General features: G+C 54.7%; 17 protein-coding genes and 1 tRNA gene. 8 read left to right on the forward strand and 10 right to left on the reverse strand.

Features of this window, described 5'->3' with window-relative positions; all coding sequences use genetic code 11:
* Nucleotides 1-49 precede the first annotated feature (49 nt).
* On the forward strand, nucleotides 50-1,294 hold the full coding sequence (locus ETG88_RS03065; protein ID WP_100777306.1) for a mechanosensitive ion channel family protein: 1,245 nt from the start codon (nucleotides 50-52) through the stop codon (nucleotides 1,292-1,294).
* 3 nt (nucleotides 1,295-1,297) lie between these two features.
* On the opposite strand, the gene ETG88_RS03070 is transcribed toward ETG88_RS03065, so the two are convergent.
* From ETG88_RS03070 to ETG88_RS03085, 4 genes are all read right to left on the reverse strand, one after another.
* Nucleotides 1,298-2,275 (reverse strand): LacI family DNA-binding transcriptional regulator, encoded by a 978-nt coding sequence (locus ETG88_RS03070; RefSeq protein ID WP_129034563.1) that lies wholly within the window; start codon nucleotides 2,273-2,275, stop codon nucleotides 1,298-1,300.
* A gap of 75 nt (nucleotides 2,276-2,350) precedes the next feature.
* Entirely contained in the window at nucleotides 2,351-3,493 is a 1,143-nt protein-coding gene (locus tag ETG88_RS03075) for a Gfo/Idh/MocA family protein (protein ID WP_129034565.1), read from the reverse strand.
* Nucleotides 3,486-4,511 carry a sugar phosphate isomerase/epimerase family protein gene (locus tag ETG88_RS03080; protein ID WP_129034567.1) on the reverse strand — a complete coding sequence of 342 codons (1,026 nt, stop codon included), beginning with the start codon at nucleotides 4,509-4,511 and terminating at the stop codon, nucleotides 3,486-3,488. The genes ETG88_RS03075 and ETG88_RS03080 overlap by 8 nt, the downstream gene beginning before the upstream one ends.
* 15 nt (nucleotides 4,512-4,526) lie before the next feature.
* Entirely contained in the window at nucleotides 4,527-5,765 is a 1,239-nt protein-coding gene (locus ETG88_RS03085) for an MFS transporter (RefSeq protein WP_102104236.1), read from the reverse strand.
* 266 nt (nucleotides 5,766-6,031) lie between these two features.
* Between ETG88_RS03085 and fhuE the strand changes: the two genes are divergently transcribed.
* On the forward strand, nucleotides 6,032-8,170 hold the full coding sequence (fhuE, locus tag ETG88_RS03090) for a ferric-rhodotorulic acid/ferric-coprogen receptor FhuE (RefSeq protein WP_129034569.1): 2,139 nt from the start codon (nucleotides 6,032-6,034) through the stop codon (nucleotides 8,168-8,170).
* 47 nt (nucleotides 8,171-8,217) lie between these two features.
* On the opposite strand, the gene pheP is transcribed toward fhuE, so the two are convergent.
* The gene (pheP, locus tag ETG88_RS03095) at nucleotides 8,218-9,612 is read right to left on the reverse strand and encodes a phenylalanine transporter (RefSeq protein ID WP_129034571.1); all 1,395 of its coding nucleotides are present in this window, start codon (nucleotides 9,610-9,612) and stop codon (nucleotides 8,218-8,220) included.
* A gap of 149 nt (nucleotides 9,613-9,761) precedes the next feature.
* Here pheP and ETG88_RS03100 point away from each other — a divergent pair, with 149 nt between their 5' ends.
* The gene (locus ETG88_RS03100; protein ID WP_100777313.1) at nucleotides 9,762-10,682 is read left to right on the forward strand and encodes a M14 family metallopeptidase; all 921 of its coding nucleotides are present in this window, start codon (nucleotides 9,762-9,764) and stop codon (nucleotides 10,680-10,682) included.
* A gap of 43 nt (nucleotides 10,683-10,725) precedes the next feature.
* Here the strand turns inward: ETG88_RS03100 and ETG88_RS03105 are convergent, their stop codons facing one another.
* The 4 genes from ETG88_RS03105 to ETG88_RS03120 all read right to left on the reverse strand — a co-directional run bounded on the left by ETG88_RS03105 (nucleotide 10,726) and on the right by ETG88_RS03120 (nucleotide 15,602).
* Nucleotides 10,726-12,912 carry a TonB-dependent receptor gene (locus tag ETG88_RS03105; RefSeq protein ID WP_129034573.1) on the reverse strand — a complete coding sequence of 729 codons (2,187 nt, stop codon included), beginning with the start codon at nucleotides 12,910-12,912 and terminating at the stop codon, nucleotides 10,726-10,728.
* 63 nt (nucleotides 12,913-12,975) lie between these two features.
* A complete protein-coding gene (locus ETG88_RS03110) occupies nucleotides 12,976-14,055 on the reverse strand; it encodes a YncE family protein (RefSeq protein ID WP_123429332.1) in 1,080 nt (359 codons plus the stop codon).
* Between the two features lie 286 nt (nucleotides 14,056-14,341).
* Complete coding sequence (locus tag ETG88_RS03115; protein WP_129034575.1) at nucleotides 14,342-14,806, reverse strand: hypothetical protein; 465 nt, start codon at nucleotides 14,804-14,806, stop codon at nucleotides 14,342-14,344.
* Nucleotides 14,793-15,602, reverse strand: a complete 810-nt coding sequence (locus ETG88_RS03120; protein ID WP_164971753.1) for a transcriptional regulator — start codon at nucleotides 15,600-15,602, stop codon at nucleotides 14,793-14,795. Before ETG88_RS03120 ends, ETG88_RS03115 begins: the two co-directional genes overlap by 14 nt.
* Before the next feature lie 532 nt (nucleotides 15,603-16,134).
* Here ETG88_RS03120 and ETG88_RS03125 point away from each other — a divergent pair.
* The 3 genes from ETG88_RS03125 (at nucleotide 16,135) to ETG88_RS03135 (ending at nucleotide 19,581) form a co-directional block, all read left to right on the forward strand.
* The gene (locus tag ETG88_RS03125; protein ID WP_129034580.1) at nucleotides 16,135-16,575 is read left to right on the forward strand and encodes a winged helix-turn-helix domain-containing protein; all 441 of its coding nucleotides are present in this window, start codon (nucleotides 16,135-16,137) and stop codon (nucleotides 16,573-16,575) included.
* A gap of 152 nt (nucleotides 16,576-16,727) precedes the next feature.
* The gene (locus ETG88_RS03130; RefSeq protein WP_164971754.1) at nucleotides 16,728-18,656 is read left to right on the forward strand and encodes a methyl-accepting chemotaxis protein; all 1,929 of its coding nucleotides are present in this window, start codon (nucleotides 16,728-16,730) and stop codon (nucleotides 18,654-18,656) included.
* Between the two features lie 76 nt (nucleotides 18,657-18,732).
* Nucleotides 18,733-19,581: an EAL domain-containing protein gene (locus ETG88_RS03135; protein WP_129034584.1), complete on the forward strand. Its 849-nt coding sequence runs from the start codon at nucleotides 18,733-18,735 to the stop codon at nucleotides 19,579-19,581.
* A gap of 15 nt (nucleotides 19,582-19,596) precedes the next feature.
* Here ETG88_RS03135 and ETG88_RS03140 read toward each other — a convergent pair.
* Nucleotides 19,597-19,673: transfer RNA gene (locus tag ETG88_RS03140), tRNA-Arg, on the reverse strand.
* 286 nt (nucleotides 19,674-19,959) lie between these two features.
* Between ETG88_RS03140 and ETG88_RS03145 the strand changes: the two genes are divergently transcribed.
* Nucleotides 19,960-20,694, forward strand: a complete 735-nt coding sequence (locus tag ETG88_RS03145; RefSeq protein WP_233446107.1) for an EAL domain-containing protein — start codon at nucleotides 19,960-19,962, stop codon at nucleotides 20,692-20,694.
* Between the two features lie 10 nt (nucleotides 20,695-20,704).
* Nucleotides 20,705-21,424, forward strand: coding sequence for a helix-turn-helix transcriptional regulator (locus ETG88_RS03150; protein ID WP_100777327.1), 720 nt, complete (start codon nucleotides 20,705-20,707; stop codon nucleotides 21,422-21,424).
* Nucleotides 21,425-22,113 lie beyond the last annotated feature (689 nt).

Here is a 22,113-nt window from a genome sequence, read left to right on the forward strand (position 1 = left end):
TAATAAACACGCAGCCGTCATGATAAAAGGAGGATATTCAGGAGACGTTATGCAGGAATTAATTGCTCAGGTTGAAGAGCTTGGAATTGAAATTAATCACACCACTTCGCTGGTGTTAATCTTTGGCATCATTTTACTCACCGCCGTTATTGTCCATCTGATATTGCACAAAGTGGTGCTGCGTCTGTTTGAAAAACGGGCGCAGGCCAGCTCACATTTGTGGCTGCAAATCATTACCCAGAATAAGTTATTTCACCGCCTGGCCTTTACCCTTCAAGGGATAATCGTCAACGTTCAGGCGGCGCTGTGGTTACAAAAAGGCAGCGAAGCGGCTGAAATATTAACCACCTGCGCCCGACTGTGGGTCATGGTTTATGCCCTTCTCTCCTTCTTCTCGTTATTAGATGTGATCTTCAATTTGTCGCAAAAGCTGGCAACCGCCTCTCAGCTTCCGCTCAAAGGAATATTCCAGGGCGTGAAGTTAGTGAGTGCGATCCTCGTCGGCATTCTGATGATCTCCCTGCTGATCGGTCAGTCTCCGGCGATTCTGATCAGCGGTCTTGGCGCGATGGCCGCGGTACTGATGTTGGTCTTTAAAGATCCGATTCTGGGCCTGGTCGCCGGTATTCAGCTCTCGGCGAACGACATGCTCAAGCTCGGCGACTGGCTGGAGATGCCGAAATACGGCGCGGATGGCGCGGTGACGGATATCGGCCTGACCACCGTGAAAGTGCGCAACTGGGATAACACCATCAGCACCATTCCTACCTGGGCGCTGGTGTCGGACTCCTTTAAAAACTGGAGCGGCATGTCAGCCTCCGGTGGACGGCGAATTAAGCGCAGCCTGAGCATTGATACCACCAGCATTCATTTTCTTGATGAGCACGAGCAGCAGCGTTTAATTCAGGCGAAACTGTTGAAGCCCTATATGGCGGCGCGTCACGAAGAAATTCATCTCTGGAATCAGGAAAATGGTGAAGGGGAATCGGTATTAAATCTGCGCAAAATGACCAATATTGGTACATTCCGCGCGTACCTGAATGAATATCTGCGCAACCATCCGCGTATTCGTAAAGATATGACCCTGATGGTGCGCCAGCTGGCACCGGACGCCAATGGTTTACCCATTGAGATATATGCGTTTACCAATACCGTGGTTTGGGCAGAATATGAATCCATTCAGGCAGATATTTTCGACCATATTTACGCCGTGGTCGAAGAGTTTGGCCTGCGAATTCATCAGTCGCCCACCGGGAACGATATTCGCTCGCTGGCGGGCGCGTTCGCGAAATAATGCTCAGGTACTGGCGCGCGCCACGTAGCGCCAGTCCATCATCACCCTTTCCGTCGGCGCATCCGGGTTATCGATTTTATTCAGCAGCAGATCGACCGCTTTGCGCCCGATATCCCGCGACGGCTGTTCAATGGTACTGAGCGGCGGGGAAACCATCTCCGACAGCTCCGTGCCGTCAAAACCGACCACTGCGATGTCCTGCGGAACCCGCAGCCCGGCCTGTTCGATGGCGCGCAGAGCACCCGCTGCCAGGGTGTCCGATACGGCAAACACCGCATCCGGCGGGTTGTTCGCCAGCAGTTTTTTCATTGCCGCCATGCCCGCGCTGGAGCTGAGATCGCTCGCGTACTCCACCACCTGATACTCGAGATCGCGCAGATGCAGCACGCTTTTGTAGCCGCGCTCGCGCAGACGGGCATATTTGTAGCTGAGATCGTGGTTAATGAGCGCAATCCGTCGACGCCCGCCGTCCGCCAGCTGGCTGACCACGTGCTGCGACGCGTCCACATCGTTAATGCCCACGCAGGAAACGGTGCCGGAGTCGGCGTATTCCGCGCACTGCACCCAGGGCGCAGTGCCGATGAGGGCGGAGAGTTCCGGCAGTTTCGAGAACGCGTCCATGGTGATGATGCCGTCGACGATTTTGCCCGACAGCAGGCTCAGGCCGGAGCGCGACCGTTGCAGATCAGACCCGGAATTGCACAGTAAAATGCGGTAGCCGTTTTTCTCGGCCTCTTCTTCGATGCCTTTCACCACTTCACCGCAGAACGGGTTGGCGATGTTCGAGACCATCACGAGGATCATGTAGCTGCGCGCGGTACGAAGCTGGCGCGCCAGCAGATTGGGCTGGTAGTTACTCTCTTTAATCGCCTGCAAGACGCGCTCGCGGTTCTTCGCTTTCACCGAGTCGCTGTTGTTAAGCACGCGCGACACGGTCGCCACCGAGACACCGGCGAGCTTAGCGATTTTCTGAATTGACATAACGACGGCACATCCTGCAGTTAGCGTTTTCATCAGGCTAACATAATTTTGCTGCCCGGCGAACCGGGCAGCACGTTACCGCTCAACCCGTATCCAGCGCTGCTGTTGGTGGCTTTTAACAATGGCATCAATGATATCCATCACGTTTGCGCCATCGTGGAAGGTCGCAAAAAGCGGCTTCTCGGGCAGGGCATTTGCCTGCACGGCACGATAGAACTGCGCCATCATATTCTTGAACGCATCGGGCCAGCCTTCGATGTGCCCGCCGGGGAAGTGGGCGCTGTCGGCGGCATCTGCATTCATCAGGCCCGGATCGTCTGACAACGTCTGATTTGCCTGCTCACGATACCCGATCCACAGCTGCTGCGGAATTTCCTGATCCCAGGCCACAGAACGCTCGCTGCCGTTGATTTCAAAACTGAGGCGGTTTTTGCGCCCGGCGCTGACCTGCGAGACGCTGAAACTGCCTTTGCTGCCGTCGTCAAAGCGGAACAGAACCGAGCCAAAATCCTCCGTCGTGACGGCTTTATCCGCATACACGGCGTCGGCCTGGCGGGTAAAGGTCTGGTTGCCCGCCACCTTCGCTTTACGCGTCGGCCAGACGATCGACAGATCGGCCATCACCTCGACAATGCGTCGTCCGGTGACAAACTGCACCGTGTCGCACCAGTGCGAACCGATATCCGCCACCGCCCGCGAGGCCCCGCCGAGAGCGGCATCGACGCGCCAGTTGTAGTCGGTCTCGCGCAGCATCCAGTCCTGCAAATAGCTGCCGTGCGAGCCAAACAGCCGCCCCACGCTCCCCTCGCGCATCATGCTCGCCGCCTGGCGCACCATCGCGAAGTGGCGATAGACAAAGCTCACGCCGTGGATCACCCCCGCCTGCCCGGCCAGATCCACCAGTTCCCGCGCCTCTTCCGGCGTCATACACAGGGGCTTTTCAGAGAACACATGTTTGCCCGCTGCCAGAATTTGCCGGTTAATCTGCGCGTGCAGATGGTTGGGCGTGCAGTTGTGAACCACCTGCAATCCCGGATGGGCAAGCAGTTCGTCCACGCTGCCGTAGGCATGCGGCACATTCAGCGCCCGCGCCTTTTCCTGCGCCTGCTCAAGCGAGCCGTCGCACAGGGCGACGACCTGCGCAACACCCAGCCGACGCAGGGCCTCGATATGCGCCGGGCCGATAAAGCCGCTGCCGACGATCCCGACGTTAATCATGCGCGCCTCCTGCGGCGAAATCGTCAAATGCGCGGCCAGAGACCGGAATGATGTGGCGGCGGATGAACTCGCTGCCTTCGCTCGCCCCCACGTCACCGTCTTTCATGCAGCACTCCCACTCCAGCACCGCCCAGCCGTCGTAATCGTACTGCGTGAGCTTGCTGAAAATACCGTTGAAGTCGATCTGCCCGTCGCCCAGCGAGCGAAAACGTCCGGCGCGGTTGATCCACGGCTGATAGCCGCCGTAAACGCCGCTGCGTCCGTTGGCGCGAAACTCCGCGTCTTTGACGTGAAACGCCTTGATGCGCGCGTGATAGATATCGATAAACGACAGGTAATCCATCTGCTGCAGCAGCATGTGGCTCGGATCGTAGAGAATATTGCAGCGCGGATGGTTGTCGACCAGCGCGAGGAAGCGCTCGAAGGTCACGCCGTCGTGCAGATCCTCCCCCGGATGCAGCTCAAAACAGAGATCGACGCCGTGCTCCTCAAAGCAGTCGAGGATCGGGTGCCAGCGGTGTGCCAGCTCTGCGAACGCATCGCGAAACCGCTGCTCGTTGTGCGGCGGCCACGGGTAGAAAAACGGCCACGCCAGCGAACCGGAAAAGGTGGCGTGGGCGGTTAAACCAAGCTTCGCCGACGCCGCAGCGGCCTGTTTCACTTTGGCGGTTGCCCACGCCTGGCGCGCCGCGTCGTTACCGCGTACCGCAGGCGGCGCGAAGTGGTCAAAGGCCTCACCGTAGACCGGACTGACCGCTACAAGCTGCCCTTCCAGATGGGTGGACAATTCGCTGATGACAAGCCCATGCCCGGCCAGCATCCCGGTGATCTCGTCGCAGTAGGTCTGGCTGTTCGCCGCCTGCTCCAGATCGAAAATCTGTGGATGGTTGCAGGGGATTTGCAGCGCTTTGTAGCCTTTCGCCGCCGCCCAGCCCGCCAGCCCGTCGAGGGAGTTAAACGGCGCGCGCTCGCCAATAAACTGCGACAGAAAAATGCCCGGTCCCTTAATCGTCCTCATAACACCTCCAGAAAATTACGCCTTATCTTCATCATATTTGAATGCGATAAGGAAAATCAGCGCGATCGCGGCGGCAGCTATCGCCGGGATCCACCAGAATGTGACCCACGCCTGCGGCACGGCCTGCCCCGCCACCAGGCTGTTATACAGCGCGCCAGAAATCTGCGAGCCGAGCAGCATGCCGATGCCGTAGGTGAACATCACCACCATACTCTGGGCCTGGCCTTTTACCTTTTCGCCCGCCACGCGGTCGGTGTAGATAAAGCCGACGACAAAGAAGAAGTCATAGCACACGCCGTGCAGCAAAATGCCGAGATAGAGCAGGAAGCGTCCCTCTTCGCTGACGCCAAGCGCAAAGAAGGCGTAACGCACAAACCACGCCAGCATGCCGATCAGCAGCATGTATTTCACCCCGAGACGGCGGAACAGCAGCGGGATGACCAGCATAAAGACGATCTCGGACATCTGCCCGAAGGACATGGCGGTGCTGACATCACGGATACCGGCGTCAGCGAGATAGGAGGCGGTGTACGCGTAATAAGTGCCCAGCGGAACGGAGATCAGCATCGCGCACAGGGAGAAGATAAAGAAATGGCGCGTTTTCAGGAGCGCGAAGGCATCCGCACAGAACAGATCGCGCACGGCAACGGGCATGCCTTTTGCCGGAGCTGGCGTGTGCGGCAGCGTCAGGCTATAGAGCGCCAGCAGAACGGAGCTTACCGCCGCGACCTGGAAAATGGTCACGCTCGACGCCACGCCGGTCACGCCGATAAAAATCCCGGCGACAATCCAGCCGATGGTGCCAAAGACGCGCACCACCGGGAACGTTTTGTCGACGTTCGCCAGGCTGTGAAACGCGATGTTGTTGGTCAGCGCCAGCGTCGGCATGTAGCAGAGCGTGTAGCCAAACAGCAGGCCTATCAGCAGCGCACCGTTTTCGGCGATCAGCGCCCCCGGCACGAACCACAGGATCGCCGCGCCAGCGAGGTGCATCACGGCCATCACCTTCTGCGAGGCGAAGAAGCGGTCCACCAGCATCCCGAGCACAAACGGCGACAGAATCGAGGCAATGGGCCCGGCGGAGAACGCATCGCCAATCAGCAGGGACATGTTGTGCTGAGTCATCACCAGCCCGAGCGTGACCGACCAGCTTCCCCAGATAAAAAACTGTAAGAACATCATCAGCGACAGCCGCGGCACCAGCAGCCGATGCTGGGCTATCGCCTTTCCACTACTTTCAGTTGTTGACACCATGATAAGCCTCACCCTTAAAAAGTAATCGATTACAAACCTCGTCAACTAAAAAGTAATCGATTACAAAATAAAGATCCTGCGAATCAAAACAGAACTGCGAGAACGGTCACGATCTAAATTTCCGCCCCCTTCTCCCACGCTTTCTCGGAATTTACATATTTAGTTACATTTGGCCGATAAATTAGTCTGCGCTTAATTCATTAAATAATTATGATTCCGATTCTCATTCAAAAAAAATCACATAACAACTCTTCCGGACAGGAAACATGACCTCTTTTAATGGCAAGGAAATCACGAAACCGTTCGCGGTTTCACTTATCGCGCTGGCAATCCAGACCGTCGTTCACCCGGCACTGGCAGCAGAAAACAAAAGCGAACAGGAGATGGTGGTGTACGGCGACGCAAACACCCCGGTGGATGAGCAGCAGGATTACGCGGTTAAAACCACGCGCGCAGGGACCAAAATGTTGCTCGCCCCACGCGATATTCCGCAGTCGGTGAGCGTCGTAACGCAGCAGCGCATGAAGGATCAGGACCTGCAAACCATCGATGAGGTACTGACCAACGCCACCGGTGTGTCGTCACAGCAGATCGACAGCGAGCGCGCGAACTATTTCTCCCGTGGCTTTGAGATCACCAACTTCTCCTACGATGACATCCCGACGTCCATGGGCGACGCGTGGAACTTTGGCGATGCGACGGAAGATACGGCGATTTACGATCGTATCGAAGTGGTGCGCGGCGCGGCGGGACTGATGACCGGTGCGGGCGATCCGGGGGCATCGATGAATATGGTGCGTAAACGCGCCGACAGCAAAACCGTGACCGGCAACGTCAGCGCCAGCTATGGCAGCTGGAATAAGCAGCGCTACGTGGCCGATCTCTCTGCCCCGCTCAACGCTGACGGCAGCCTTCGCGGACGGGTGATCGCCGGTTATCAGGATCAGGACAGCTGGCTGGATCGCTACGGTAAACGCAAAAAATTTCTCTACGGCGTGATGGATGCGGATCTTACGGACCACACCACCCTTTCACTCGGCTGGGATTATCAGCAGACCAACACCGCCAACCCGACCTGGGGCGGCCTGCCGAGCCTCTACAGCAACGGTTCGCGCACCCATTACGATCGTAACGTCAACACCTCGGCGGACTGGACGGGCTATTCCATCGAGTCCCGCAAGGTGTTCGCGAACCTCTCCCACAGCTGGGATAACGGCTGGTCGGTGCGTTTCAACGGCACCCACGGCGAGCAGAACTTTAACGATACGCTGCTCTATGTGATGGGCAATCCGGACGCGACCACGGGCGACGGCGCGAGCGGCTGGGGGAGCAAAGATCGCGGCAAACGTACGCTCGACTCCTTTGACTCCTACGCCAGCGGCCCGTTTGAACTGCTTGGCCGCCAGCACCAGCTGATGGCCGGGGCCAGCTACAGCCGCCAGCATAACGCCACTTTCAGTAAGGATGGCCCGATGGACAGCGTGGGCATCTTTAACAACAACTGGGATGGAAGCGTGGCGGAACCGGCGTGGGGTGACTGGTATCAAAACGCCGATGACATCGTGCGCCAGAAATCGGCCTACACGGCGACACGCCTGTCGCTGGCCGATCCCCTGTCGCTGATTTTAGGCGCGCGTTACACCCAGTACAGCACTAACGGCAGCAGTGGCGATATGCGTAAATACAACACCACTCCGTACGGCGGCCTGGTGTTCGATATCACCGACGCGCTTTCGGCGTACGCCAGCTACACCTCGATTTTCGCGCCGCAGACCAAGCGCAGCAAAGATGGCGCGTGGCTCTCGCCGGTAACCGGCAAAAACTACGAAACCGGCCTGAAAGCCGACTGGATGGACGGTCGCCTGACCACCAACGTTGCGGTATTCCGTATCGAGCAGGAAAACGCGGCGGAGGCGATCAGCGGAGAGTTCGTCAACGGCTCCAGCGAGCAGGCCTACCGTGCGACAAAAGGGGCGGTGAGCAAAGGGGCCGAGTTTGAAGTGAACGGCGCCGTGACCGACGATCTGCAGCTGACCTTCAGCGCCACGCGCTACGTCGCCACCGATACGGATGGCCGCTTCAACAGCTATGCGCCGCAGACCCAGCTCAAACTCTTCAGCCGCTATCGCGTGCCGGTACTGCCGGACCTGACGGTCGGCGGCGGCGTGAACTGGCAAAACCGGGTGTATAAAGACGTAACCGGGCCGGATGGCGAAACCCAGCGTCTGTACCAGGGCAGCTACCCGCTTGTCGATCTGTTCGCGAAGTATCAGCTGACCAAACAGCTGGCGGTGCAGGCCAACGTCAGCAATCTGTTTGATCGGGAATATTACTCGTATCTCGACGACTCGGCGGTGTATGGCGAACCGCGAAGTGTCTCAGTGAGCATGAGTTATCTGTTCTGATGAGATGATGTGAAAGCCCGCCAGCGACTCCGCCGGCGGGCTTTTGGTTAGCGCGCTTTACTGCGCGATAAGGTAAAGGCCACAAACAAGAATACCACCCACACGGGCAGCAGGAACGCCGACAGACGCATGTCATCGATGGTGCACATCAGCACCAGAATCATGCCGAGAAACGCGATACACAGGTAGTTTCCCGCCGGGTAGAGCAGCGCCTTGAACTGCGTCTCACGCCCTTTACGACGCATAGCCGCACGAAAGCGCAGGTGCGCCAGGCAGATCATGATCCAGTTCAGCAGCAGGGTAGCCACCACCAGCGCCATCAGCAGGCCAAAGGCCTCTTTCGGCAGCAGATAGTTGATCAGCACCACCAGCGAGGTAATGCCCCCGGAGAGCAGCAGCGAATTGACCGGTACTCCGCGACGGCTGACGCGCGTTAAGAACTTCGGCGCGTTGCCCTGAACGGAGAGGCCAAACAGCATGCGGCTGTTAGAGTAGACGCCGCTGTTATAGACCGAGAGCGACGCCACCAGAATGACAAAGTTCAGCGCCGATGCCACCAGGTTGCTGTTCATATCATGGAAAATCATCACAAACGGGCTGCTGTCGGATTTCACCTCTACCCACGGGTAGAGCGCCAGCAGAACCACCAGCGAACCGATATAAAACAGCAGAATACGGTAGACCACCTGGTTGACCGCTTTCGGAATGCTTTTGTGCGGATCGCGCGCTTCTGCCGCCGTGATCCCAATCAGCTCCAGCCCGCCAAAGGAGAACATGATCACCGCCAGGGACATAATCAGCCCGTTCCAGCCGGTCGCGAGGAAACCGCCGTGTTTCCACAGGTTATTGATGTTCGCGCGCTCGCCACCGTGCCCGGAGAAGAGCAGCCACAGGCCAAAGCCGATCATGCCGATAATCGCCAGCACTTTGATCAGCGCGAACCAGAATTCCGTTTCGCCATACAGACGCACGTTCACCAGGTTTACGGCGTTGATAATAATGAAGAAGGCGGCGGCCCAGATCCACGTCGGGACATCCGGCAGCCAGTACTGCATGTAGATGCCCGCGGCGGTGAGTTCAGCCATGCCGACCAGCACGAACATCACCCAGTAGTTCCAGCCGGACAGGAAGCCTGCAAACGGTCCCCAGTATTTGTAAGCAAAGTGGGCGAAAGAGCCAGAAACCGGCTCTTCGACGACCATTTCGCCGAGCTGGCGCATAATCAGAAAGGCAATCACGCCCGCAATGCCGTATCCCAGCAGTACCGCAGGCCCGGCCATTTGAATCGCTGGTCCGATGCCGAGAAACAGTCCGGTACCAATCGCGCCGCCGAGGGCAATTAATTGAATATGTCGATTTTGCAAACCACGTTGCAGCGTCGGTGTCTGTTCCGACGAGGCTTCAGAAACCGCATTGTCTGAAGCGGATGACGCGTCTTTCACGTCTGACCCCTGTGTATTTTTATTGGAAGGGGCACCTTTTAACACTTCGGGTCAGCAGGAGCAAGTTGCAGGCCCGGCTCAAATACCCATATGAATTTAAAAGCGCGGCTGGGTATGATATTGAGAACCCTACACTGACAGAGTGACCTATGACTGAGAAACAGTTCTACCCTATCGGTACGCCAGGCCAGCCATGGACTGCGGCGGAAAAACAGCAGTGGCGCGAGAACCAGACGCGTTTTCGCAGCTATCAGACGGACGTACTTGACGCGATCAATGCCCTCAAGCCTCGCTACGACGTAAGTCAGTATGGCGAATTACACTACGGCGACCAGACCTTCCCGCTAATGGCCGTAAAATCACAAGACTGGGACGACAACCTTCCCGTCGCGCTGATTACCGGCGGTGTTCACGGGTACGAAACCAGTGGCGTGATGGGCGCGCTGAACTTCCTGGCGGAGTATCAGAATGAGTATGCGGGGAAAATCAATCTACTGGTGGTGCCGTGCGTCAGCCCGTGGGCCTACGAGCATATCACTCGCTGGACCTATGAAGCCGTGGATACCAACCGCCAGTTCTGGCCACAAGGTGAAGGCGAAGAAGCCCGCGCGCTGATGGCGTTAACCGCCCCGCTGAAAGGCAAATTCCTGCTGCACGTTGATCTGCACGAAACCACCGACAGCGATGAGAGCGAGTTCCGACCGGCGAAGGCCGCGCGCGACGGACTGCCGTTTGAGCCGGGGACAATTCCCGATGGCTACTATCTGGTGAGCGATACGCAGAATTCACGGCTGGATTTCCAGCAGGCGATTATCGACGCCGTGAAGAAAGTCACCCATATCGCCCCTGCCGATGAGAATGGCAAAATGATGGAGTTCACCGTCGTCAGCGAGGGCGTGGTGGAATATGACATTCATGCCTATCATCTGTGCGCCACCCTTACCGGCGCGCCGTTTACCACCACCACGGAAGTTTATCCCGACAGCCCCGGCACCACGCCAGAGGCCTGTACGCGCGCGCAGATTGTGACCGTTCACGCCGCAATTGCGTTTGCGCTGGCGCACGCTTAAGAAATGGATGGGGCATCCGTGCCCCTGATAACGAGGGTAAAACTTAGAACTCGTAGCCGACGGAAACTTTGAAGGTACGCGGCTCGCCCTGGAACAGGTAAGTTCCGGAGTCGTCCACGCTTGCCCAGTAGTTTTCGTCCGTCACGTTGTCGATACCGGCACGCACGGTCATTTGATTCTGGTTCTGGTTTACCGCGAAGCGATAGCGCATGCCCAGATCCAGCGTGGTGTAGCTGTCGAGTTTTTTGCTGTTCGCCAGATCCGCGTACTGAGAGCCGGAGTGGTTCACGCGCGCGGTCGCCGTCAGGCCGTCGATCGGTTTGATGTCATATTCCGCACCCAGCACCGCATAGAAATTCGGTACGCCGATGACCTTGTTACCCTGATTCAGCCCGTTGTTGGTTTTGGTCATTTCTGCCTGCAGCCAGGTGGCGCTGGCATTCAGACGCATTCCCAGCATCGGCTCGCCGAATACGTTCAGCTCAACGCCGCGGTTACGCTGCTCGGCATCCAGACCGTAATGTTTGGTCACGCTGTCGAGGATCGCCGATGGCATTTTGATTTCGAACAGAGCCAAAGAGCCGCCCACCCGTCCTAAGTCTGCTTTCACGCCCACTTCGTTCTGCTTCGAGTGAACAATCCCGGTGCTTTGCCCGTAGTTAGTCGCGGTGTCTGGCGCGGTTTTACCCGGCTGCAGCGCTTCGGTGTGGTTAGCGTAGAGCGAAAGTTCGTCCCACGGTTTGTAGACCACGCCGTAAGTTGGCATCCAGCTGCTGCCGTCAAAGCCATCGGCGTCGTTTTCCGCACCGGTGATTTTGTTGTATCCGCGAATCACCACTTTTTGATGGCGCGCGCCAGCGGTAAACAAGAGTTTGTCGTCAAGTACGCCAAGGGTATCGCTGAGCAACCAGCCCTGAGTGCGGGTGCGGCCGCTGGTCAACGGATCGCTGTAGTTACCGCCGGAGCCATTGAAGTTGCTGCTGTCAGGTTTATCCACGCCGGTATTGTGATAGATGTTGGTGATCGGGTTATCCGCTGCCGCCGACATCTTCCACGCGATTTTTTCGTTTTTGGTCATTGCGGAGTAGCCCACGTTGACCTTGTGCGACACGAAACCGGTATCGAAGTTACCGCGAATGCCTGCCATGCCGCTCACGGCGTCGCTGATGCGATTGGTATCCAGACGTGTTGCCGTGGCGTTACCGCTCTTATCCATCAGCTTCGCGCCGCTGTACAGCCCCTCTTCGTGGGCGTGCTGCGCGCCCAGCCCGGTGTAAGCCGTCCAGTTATCGGTGATGTCATACTCGCTGCGCCACATGCCGAATTCGTTTTCGATGTTGCTGTAGGCCCATTTCTGCGAGTAGTTACGATCGTTTTTCGGTGGTGTCGGCACGAAGTCGACCCCGGAAATGTTGACGCCCGTTTCGCTGCCATGGAAGGTTTTCTTCTGATAGCCCATGTCCAGGGAGGTGCGGAAGGTGTCACCTTTGAAATCCAGCCCGGTAGAGAGCAGCGTGGTGCGACGGCGGTCGTTGGCGACCGGTGCTTCTCCTTCGCGGTGGACCAGGTTCACGCGTGCGCCAAACTGGTCACTCTCCCCGAAGCGCCGACCGGCGTCCAGCGTGGTGCCAATCTGCGAATCAGAAGTGTAATCGACGCCAATTTTGGCCTGCGGCGTATCGCCCGCGTGTTTTGGCTCAAGGTTGATCATCCCGCCGACGCCGGAACTTGCCGCGCCGTTCATCAGGGAGTTGGCACCTTTGAAGATCTCAATGCGATCAACCATCTGCGTATCGACCACCTGACGCGGCAGCACGCCGGAGAGACCGCCAAAAGTCATGTCGTCGCCGTCGAATTTCAGGCCGCGAATGCGATAGCTTTCCGCGCTGTTACCGTAGCCCTGCACCGACTGCACGCCCGCATCGTTGGCGACCACATCGGCAATGGTTTTAGCCTGCTGATCTTCCACCAGCTTCGAGGTGTAGCTGATAATGTTAAAAGGCACGTCCATCGCGTTCTGCTGGCCGAGCATTCCCATGCGGCCACCGTTGGCGACCTGTCCGTCAAGGAATGCGGGCACCAGCTGATCGCCGCCCGGTTTGAAATCGCTGACCGGCGCAGACTGCACCACGAGGGTCTCTTCTTTTGGGGTCTCCGCCGCAAAAGCGGAGTGCGTAACCGCGCCGATGGCGAGCGCCAGCAGCGTTTTGTTCATTCTGGTGTTGTTCATGATTAACTCGTTCAACATACGCGCAAAATGGCCCGTCGCCGGGCCTGATAATTTATAAGAGGTTTATTTCAGTGAAATTCTGACAACGCTGTCCGGTCCGTTCGTGGAGTGGTCTTTGTTGAACGCCTGTTTGACGGTGACGTACAGCGTCTGGCCATCTTCCGACAGCAGCAGGCTGTTTGGATTCGGAGGCAGATCCCAGCTCTGTTTAACGGCATAGGTCGTGGCATCCAGGCTCAGCAGTTTTCCGCTTTCGCGCTGGGTAATGTACAGCTCGTTGCGTTTAGCGTTGAATTTCACCGCCAGCGAATCGCCCACATCGAGCTGCTTAATCACTTCGCCGGTGTGGATATCCAGCACCAGCGTGGTTTTGGCTTTGGAGTTATCGGTCACGAACAGGCGACCCGTGGCCTTGTCTTCTGCCAGGTTAAGCAGCAGCGCCGGTTTGTCGCCGAGCGGTTTCCAGCGTTTTTCGATGCGATTGTTGCGCGGATTGATAATCAGGATTTCGCCGCCGCCGTTAGCCACGTATATGCGCTGAGTCTGCTCAGACCACAGCAGCCCCGTCACCCACTGCCCGGCATTTTTGATGGTTTTTTTCAGCTTGAGCGTTTCGGCATCCACCACCCAGACCACTGCCGGATCGGCGACACCGCCAATGTAAAGGGTGCCGTCATGGAGCAGCACCTGGCGCGCCCCGTACGGGAAGCCTTCTTTGTTGCGCTCGGTGAACAGCAGACGATTTTTCACTTTGCCGTCCGCGGTGCTGATGGCGCTGATACCGCCGTCCAGCGAGTTGGTCGCATAGACGGTACTGCCATCCTTTGATATCGCCAGCGCAAAGTTTTTCAGATCCGTATGACTGCGGCCAATGGTTTTGAGCGTAGTGGGATCGAGTTTGTAGATCACCCCGCCCTGCACGTCCTTAAACCCTTCGGCGCTAGCGACATACAGCGCATCGCCTTTCGGACTGAGCACCATTTCGTATAAGCCGTCGGCCAGTTCACGCTTCACCACGCCGGTTTCCGCCGGCGCGGTTACGGCGGTGTGTGCTTCAGGGGCAGGTTTGGCGGCATGCTGCGCGGCGCAGCCGGAAAGAGAGGCAGCCACAAGCAGCGCCAGCGCGGACAATTTTTTTGTCATCAGGAACATCCTTTACCGTTCAAAAAGAGAATCAGGCGGGAAACTGCGTCGCATGCTGCTGTGCGATTAAGGTTGTTTTACAGGCTGTGAGGCCAGTGCAGAGTCCACCGTTAACACTCAGTGTTCCGTGTGAGATCTGCGCTCACTGTTGATGCGGGAATCGTCCGTCGCTGCCCACAAACACTAAAGAGAATGAGAACTATACTCATTATCTTTATATGATCAAGCGTAAAAATGGGCAACAAGATAAAACAAGCAGGGATGAGAGGGCGTTAGGTCACCTCATCTACTCTTTTGCGCAATAAATAACAGGCGCGTTTCTGTAGATAATGAAATAGCTGGAGGCGTTCGCCGGCGTTATCTGAACTTTAAGGCCGCGATCGCGCAGACGGAAAAAGTCCGGGACATCCAACCTGAAGGCTTCATTTCTTTTTGGGCGTCCACTGGTGTCGCTGGACACCATAATAATATCCCCCGCTTCTCGCCAGTAATTAAACGCAATTTTATTACTGACTTCGACAGGTGGCTGGCCTTTCTGGGTATATTCCCCGGACGTTGCATAGCTACCCTCCCCGTTCATAAATGAATAATCCATCATGACGTCGAGAAGATAATTATCGTCTACCACCGTTACATGCGCTTCGCAGCTGAAGTGATTACGCTGGTAATGAATATACCACGCATAAAGCAAGGGTGCGGCAATGGCCAGAGCAATTAACGTCCAGCGCAGCGTTATTTTATTCATCATCATGATTCTGCGGCCTGTAAATAATGGAATCACACTGCGCATTTTTGTTCTTTAGCGGACGGTCGCAAATAATGACCGAATGAGCCTGCTGGGAAAAACTGCTTGTCATCCACAGTACCCCTCCGGGTTTGCACTGAATGGGATAACGTTTCGCCAGCCCCGCCAGCATTTCACTGGTTTTCTCTTTATCCCGCCAGGATGAATATACGTCACATCCGTTAAATTGACTCACCGACTGATAATGCGTCAGAGAGGACTTATCATCTTTAATCAGAAAGTACGATATCGCGCAGGAGAGCAGAAAAAGAACGCCAGCCACCCCATAGGCAAGCTTTGCCGGGAAAAAAGGGGGTTTGCGAATCATCTCAGAAACAGCTACCGCCGTAACCTCTGCGACGGGATATTCTTCGGGCAAAACCGAAACCAGCGCCGTTGTCTGCGGGCGAATAAACTCGTCCAGCTCCCCTTCGCGCAGCTGCGCAATCGACTTAAACCCCTCTTTAGGCAGGGTCTTAATGATGTTTTCTTCCAACCCCGCAAATTTCAGCGCCTTGCGGATTTGGGAAATGGTCTGGTAAAGGGCGTTGGTACTGACAATCGCCCCCTGTTTCTCCCAAATGGAGGCAAACAGAACCCGCTGCGTCACGACATGGTTGTTGTTTTCAAGGAGTAAAAGCAGGCACTCGCTCACCGGGCCATGAAGCGTGGTAGCCCTCTGAGGATACCCGTCCAGCGGACCGAGACGCCGCAAATCAGGTTCAAACAGCAAGGTATCGTTGATGACGTACACTTTTTTCATGGTGCGATCGATAGTTGACATAGAAAACCTGATTCAGAATTTAGTTATTATATATCAGCAGGTTGAAATAAACACCTTCATGCAAAAAACCGCTCTTCGCTCGCGCCTTAAGCCTCTTAATCAGTATAAATCATATAACTTCACTCACGTTTTTGTCAGGCAATTCTTAAAGTTGTGGCATCGGAAACCTATGGATGAAGGAAACGTGATCATCGACACTCACAATCAGCCATTGATGCTTGAAAACCAGAAAACTTCGCGACTTTATGTTGAGTGGTTGATTCATTACGCGTTTTTAGCATTAATCTCCAGAAATCATAAAAAACAAGGTGCTTAGCACTACAGATGCAACTTATGTAAATAGAAACTCTATAAACAAATCGTCAACACAGGGTTTCTTATAGCGCATGGGGTTGTGTATTGGAAAGCACGAACGGCATACATATAATCCACCTTATAAAATGTATGGTTTATTAGAAAAGTGTATTTCCAGCGGCGTATGTCAGGTTGACTCTAATGCAGGAATAAAGAGATGGGCTATCGTCTATATGGCTTTATGATTGGTGATGAAATTCACTTCGATATTACCAATCGCAGACTGTACCGACTTACCGGTAGTCACAACGATAAAAGTGTGGCGTTTGCATCAATCTATTTTAACGAAACAATGTTACGGCTTTTCCTATATTTGCTGGAACATGGTCGTAAGAAAGTCATCGCCAAAGAAGAGTTGTTCGAAAAGATCTGGGAGGACAATAACCTCAGTCCTTCGACCCAGCGTTTATGGCAAGTGCTCCATAATCTGAACAACAAACTGAATCTTCTTGGATTACCCGAGGACTTTATTCGCAATATTAGAGGGCATGGTTACATCATTAATTACCAGGATGTCGTCCCCGTATATTATAGAATGAGCGAACTCCCTGCTCACTCTGTTAAAAAAGAGGAGGAGTCTGATCCCCTGAGTGAGTGATGTCAACTCAGCGGTTTTGCCCTTCGTACCTGAGTGCAAAGGGCTTTTTTTTACTTCTTCAGTTTCATGTTTTGCATTCCATTAATGATGGCAACATAGCTAAAAATATTGTCGCTCGGTAAAAACCGGCCCGGGAAAAATAGATGAGTGTAATGAATCGTTTTCAAAATTTAAAAGTCAGCCGAAAACTCTTGTTCGGCTTTTCGACTATTTTATTGGTGACACTGGCCATTCTGCTGTCGGGAATGCTGGGGATGGTGAGCATTCAGGATCGCGTCGAGAAAAATGAACATACCACCGGCCTGTTTAACGCACTGTCTGCCGTGCGACTGGCCCGTCTGAACTATCTGTATACGCAGGATCAGAAGTATCTCGATCAGACCAACGATGCCGCCCAGACGATGCAGGATATGATCGCCCGGCTTGAAACTTACACCTGGACGCCTGAGGGAAAAGTTTCCGTGGATAAGACGGACGCTGCGGTGAAAAACTACATCGCGTCCCTTACGCCGTTTACCAAAGCGGCGAGCGAAAAAACGGACAGTGAGCGCAAACTTAATACGCAATCCCTGTGCGATAACTCAGAAATCGCATCGAAATTAAGCCACAGCGCGGCGTTAACTCCACAGCAGACGCTGGTTGCGTCCCAGGTGGCCTTCATCCTGAGCGATATTGACTCCCAGGTCTCTCTCTATAAGCAGCACCCGACGGAGGCGGCAAAGCAAAACGTCCTGACGCGTCTGGACGCGGCCAAAAACGGGATAACAGAGATGCTGCAGTTTGTGCCGGAAGATCAAAACGCCTGGCTGAACAGCACTCTTAAAGATATGCAGGCAATCGCTGCAGAACTCGACCACTACAAAGTTGTGTGGGCAGAGCAATCGACCCTCTCAGACACCCTGACAGATAAAGCAGAGACACTGATTGAGACCATTCAGTCGATGTTCGCCAGACAGCAACAGAAAGTGGTTGAGACCGTTGATGGCGTCCGGCTACAGATGAGCATTGTGGCTGCCATTGGCATTGCCCTTGGCCTGCTGCTGGCAATGGGGATCACCGCATCGATCACCCGTCCGCTGAACGAAACTTTGCGCGTCGCAGAGCAAATCGCCAAAGGCGATCTCACCAGTACGTTGACCAGCACGCGTCATGACGAACCTGGGCTGCTGATGCAGGCCGTTTCAACCATGAACGAAAACCTGAAAAGCATTATTAATGACGTGCGCGAAGGGGTGGAAAGCGTGGCCCGCTCCTCCACGGAAATCGCCGCAGGCAATATGGATTTATCTTCACGCACCGAGCAGCAGTCTGCTGCCGTGGTGGAGACGGCAGCCAGCATGGAAGAGCTGACCTCCACCGTCGCGCTGAATGCGGAAAACGCTAACCAGGCGCGCCTGCTGGCGGAAGAAGCGTCGCAAAATGCCAGCGAAGGCAGCCTGATTTCCCAGAAAGTGATCGATACCATGAAAAATGTGCGACTCAGCTCGCACCGCATTTCTGAGATCACCACGGTGATTAACAGTATAGCTTTTCAGACCAACATTCTCGCGCTCAATGCCGCCGTCGAAGCCGCACGCGCGGGCGATCAGGGGAAAGGCTTTGCGGTCGTCGCCGCCGAAGTGCGCACCCTGGCGCAACGCAGCGCGCAGTCGGCAAAAGAGATTGAGAACCTGATCCACGAATCCGCCGTTCACGTCGATACCGGTTTTAACCTGGTGGAAGGCGCCGGTGCCGCGATGTTCAAAATTGAAAAATCGGTGGCGCAGGTGCGCGATATCATGAGTGAAATCGCGACCGCGACGGACGAACAGAGCCGTGGGATTTCGCAGATTGCGCAGGCGATGGCCGAGATGGATACCACCACGCAGCAGAACGCCGCGCTGGTTGAAGAATCCTCCGCTGCGGCCAGTTCGCTGGAAGATCAGGCCGTGCAGCTTGAAAAGGTGGTGTCGATCTTCCATGTATCGAATACCCCACGCCAGCTTAAGGAGAGCCGTCCGGCAGGCAAAGGGCATGTTATTGCGCTCCCTCCCGGCAAAAAAGAGAGCGTCAGCGACCAGGACGACTGGGTGAAATTCTAATCCAGCCTGTGATTCCCCCCTTCTCGTCAGGTAAACCCTCCCGGTTTGCCTGACGGAAACGCGATAAAAGTGACCTATGGAAAACACCCTTAAAAAAGATCCTACGTTTCTCAACGGGCTGGGATCATCGTTGATCCGCGGTCTGTCACGCTTTAAAACGATCCCCGCCCGGCCTGGGTTGAAAACCCTGAAAACGGCCATCGCGCAAAAGCAAATCACCCCTGTTTATCAGCCGTTTATCAACGCGCAGACCGGGAAAATCGCGGGCATCGAAGTCCTCGCCCGCTGGCGGCACCCCATCTATGGTGATGTTTCACCCGACGTGTTTATCCCGTTGGCAGAGCAAAACGGCCTGATTATTTCGCTGACCCATCAGCTTATCCAGCAGGTGATTGCCGATCTCGAACACCCGATTCAGCACTTCCCGGTGGGAACTTACATTTGCATTAATATCAGCGCGCAAAATTGTCTCGATCCGAATTTCGAGATCGACACCTGCGAGCTATTAAAGAAATGCGACGCGAATCAGAGTCAGGTGGTGATGGAAATCACCGAGAGACACCCGCTGCATTTCACCCCGCAGCTGAGCAACTGGTTTGCTACCCTGCGGCGCGCCAACATCTCTGTCGCGCTGGATGACTTTGGCACCGGCTATTCGAACCTGTCCTATATTTCTGCCCTGAATCCGGAATTCATCAAGATCGATAAAATGTTTATCAGCCAGATTGGCGTCAGTGCCGATACACGGCTCGTGGACAGCATGATTGCGCTGGCCAAAAACATGCATCTGAAGATTATTGCCGAAGGGGTGGAAACACAGGTACAGGCGAACTATCTGCGTGCTAAACAGATCGACTTCTTGCAGGGTTTCTATTTTTGCCGACCGCTACCGGTGGAGGAGTTGCTTAACGTGGTGATGGCGTGAGTAGCAGCGACTAAATGGTACGCCCTGTAGGATTCGAACCTACGACCTACGGCTTAGAAGGCCGTTGCTCTATCCAACTGAGCTAAGGGCGCACGGAGAAGCGTGCACTTGCGGTGTGAAACGCCTGGAATTATACGGTCAATGGCTAGTGAGTCAATGCCTTTTAGCGCAATCGCCTGCCTTCTCACCATCCCCCTGTTTATCCCTCGTCAATACGTCTGTTTTTTCGACATTCCTCTCATTTTTCTGCCACTTGATGACTCTACGAAAAGGCTTAACGCCGTTTAAGTAACGCCTGGTATTTTCTGCCGACCATCGCTCTCACACTAGCCTCCGGTATCCCGGCGCCGAGGAGCCGGAAGATAACAGGACAGTGTAGTGACCTCCCCATTCCCGCTTAACCATTCCTGCTTGCCAGAATGCGATCTCCCCCCACTGCGTAGCGTCTCGCCAGAGATTATCGGCATCAAGCTGGAGCCCATCGTGGCCCTCTCCTCTTCGCGAGTGGTCGGGCGCGAAGTGCTTAGCCTTCTCGCCTCCCCTGAGCAAAGTGAAGCGTTTTTTCAGCAACAGTCGGTGAAACAGTCGCTTAGGCTGCTAGAACTGCAGCTCGCCATGTTAAAAAACACACTTTACGCTAAAAACCTTTTTATCAACCTGCCGATAACCGTATTGAGTGACTCAGAATCCTTCGCCCGAATCCTGCCGCTGCTTAACGCCGGCCAGAATATTGAAATTGTCGAACCCAGCGCACTCTTCAGACTTCCGGCTCCCATGCGTGAGCGCGTGACCCGCCACTGGTGGACGCTCGTCGAACGCGGATGCCATCTCTGGCTTGATGACGTAAACACGGCATCTGTTCGTCCATTTTTAGGCTGTCGTTTACCGTTATGTGGCGTCAAGATCGATAAGATGGCGTTCTGGCGAAAAAAAGGCTCGCCTGCGCTAGCCCAGCTGGTAAATCTCTGCGCACAGGTCGCCAGCAATGTGCTGATTGAAGGTATTGAGTCAAACAGGGATCGGGAGTACGCGCTGCAGGCAGGAGCGGGATTCGGTCAGGGATATTACTGGCCGTCTGTAGGCTGGTCTGAAGAAAAAAGGACATTAGCCTGAGAGAGAATCTATGCGCATGACCGTACGCCGCTATCGGCGTCGTCGTAAAGGAAGCGATTCGCTGGGTTTTTCACATTCGCGTTCCAGCGCCCCTTTTTTTGATCGTCTTGTTTATTTGAGTCAATCCATCAACCAGACACGCAGACCCGACGCCCCCTTTATCGTTCTCGTGACCCACGATCGTTTCCTGCATGCAGGAATTCAGCACGGCCCATCCCCCCTGAAACACTGCTGCGGATATGACACGCTTGAATCGGCCTTCAGCGCGCTGGAAAACTGGCCCTCGGCCAGACTGGTTGTCGATATGGAGAGCCGCACGATGCCGCTGATGGAGATGCTCACCACGCTTCGACGCGCCATTCTGTATCCCCCCTACACTGCCGTGAGCCTGCTGATACGCGCTGATGACTATGACGCCCGGCTGTTTTGCAAAACCAGCGGTCCCTTTGATGTGCTTGAGCGCCAGCTTCCGGCTCAGGCGCTGCAACATGCGTTAGCGACGGCCCTCCCTCCCGTGAATAATCGCCACATCTACTTTTCCAGAGAAGAGTGGTTTGTCCTGCAATATCTGACACAGGGGGAATCACTAAGAAATATTGCGCTTTTTCGCCAGCGCCCTTACAGCCGCGTGGTTTATCGTCTGGGACGAATTCTCAGTAAATTAGGGTTAAACCATCGTCAGGAATTACTGCATCTGCTGCATCGCCTTTCTGTCTCCTCTTCCGAATAACCCCTTAATTCCTAAAGACCTTTAAGAAATTACTTACGCACAATATTAAAATTATGTTTTAAATTAACATTTATGCAAAGATTACAACTATTCCTAATCCAGGATTTCTCGTGATGTTAATCTCTGCGTAGCGATCAAAAAACAGCATTTTCATCCAGAAGTTAAGTTTTAATCTCATCCGTTAAAAAGATGATAACGATGTAAAAACGTGAGTATTCAATGAGTCGCTAAAAACACCATCCCTTGCTGGCAGCAGATCCTTCTGCAGCCGACGGCTTTTTTTGCTGAAAGGTGAACAGCACTTTCAAATGAAGGTGACGCGCGGAAAGCGGCAATAAATCTTCCGCCGTGATGGCGAACAAGATTCCGCTTACCGTGGGTGAAATGGCAACATTAAATTAACATTGAGGGGATTCTATTATTTTTTGCAATTACATAAATAGGATAATCCACATTAAGAGGAATGTCTGGTGATTTAGCCCAAATTTAAAATAATCACTTTCCGTCTCCAGAAGATCATATTAATAAACACGCCCTGAATAATTTACAGGCTTTTCGGAGAAAACTTACACGGTATAATAAGCATGTTCCAAAGGAGAATAAGAAATACCTTTACTCTTTCCAAAATATTAATAAGCCAACGCGCTACTGCCATTTTTTATCAGAATGCAAACAAGGATGCTTACGCT

Source organism: Lelliottia nimipressuralis (assembly GCF_004115925.1).
GTDB classification, from domain to species: Bacteria; Pseudomonadota; Gammaproteobacteria; order Enterobacterales; family Enterobacteriaceae; genus Enterobacter; species Enterobacter nimipressuralis.

What these genes read in the sequence shown, in the direction of transcription:
- ETG88_RS03065 (WP_100777306.1), top strand. Translation starts at nt 50, where the DNA reads ATGCAGGAATTAATTGCTCAGGTTGAAGAGCTTGGAATTGAAATTAAT.
- ETG88_RS03070 (WP_129034563.1), bottom strand. Translation starts at nt 2,275, where the DNA reads ATGTCAATTCAGAAAATCGCTAAGCTCGCCGGTGTCTCGGTGGCGACC.
- ETG88_RS03075 (WP_129034565.1), bottom strand. Translation starts at nt 3,493, where the DNA reads ATGATTAACGTCGGGATCGTCGGCAGCGGCTTTATCGGCCCGGCGCAT.
- ETG88_RS03080 (WP_129034567.1), bottom strand. Translation starts at nt 4,511, where the DNA reads ATGAGGACGATTAAGGGACCGGGCATTTTTCTGTCGCAGTTTATTGGC.
- ETG88_RS03085 (WP_102104236.1), bottom strand. Translation starts at nt 5,765, where the DNA reads ATGGTGTCAACAACTGAAAGTAGTGGAAAGGCGATAGCCCAGCATCGG.
- fhuE (WP_129034569.1), top strand. Translation starts at nt 6,032, where the DNA reads ATGACCTCTTTTAATGGCAAGGAAATCACGAAACCGTTCGCGGTTTCA.
- ETG88_RS03100 (WP_100777313.1), top strand. Translation starts at nt 9,762, where the DNA reads ATGACTGAGAAACAGTTCTACCCTATCGGTACGCCAGGCCAGCCATGG.
- ETG88_RS03105 (WP_129034573.1), bottom strand. Translation starts at nt 12,912, where the DNA reads ATGAACAACACCAGAATGAACAAAACGCTGCTGGCGCTCGCCATCGGC.
- ETG88_RS03110 (WP_123429332.1), bottom strand. Translation starts at nt 14,055, where the DNA reads ATGACAAAAAAATTGTCCGCGCTGGCGCTGCTTGTGGCTGCCTCTCTT.
- ETG88_RS03115 (WP_129034575.1), bottom strand. Translation starts at nt 14,806, where the DNA reads ATGATGATGAATAAAATAACGCTGCGCTGGACGTTAATTGCTCTGGCC.
- ETG88_RS03120 (WP_164971753.1), bottom strand. Translation starts at nt 15,602, where the DNA reads ATGAAAAAAGTGTACGTCATCAACGATACCTTGCTGTTTGAACCTGAT.
- ETG88_RS03125 (WP_129034580.1), top strand. Translation starts at nt 16,135, where the DNA reads ATGGGCTATCGTCTATATGGCTTTATGATTGGTGATGAAATTCACTTC.
- ETG88_RS03130 (WP_164971754.1), top strand. Translation starts at nt 16,728, where the DNA reads ATGAATCGTTTTCAAAATTTAAAAGTCAGCCGAAAACTCTTGTTCGGC.
- ETG88_RS03135 (WP_129034584.1), top strand. Translation starts at nt 18,733, where the DNA reads ATGGAAAACACCCTTAAAAAAGATCCTACGTTTCTCAACGGGCTGGGA.
- ETG88_RS03150 (WP_100777327.1), top strand. Translation starts at nt 20,705, where the DNA reads ATGCGCATGACCGTACGCCGCTATCGGCGTCGTCGTAAAGGAAGCGAT.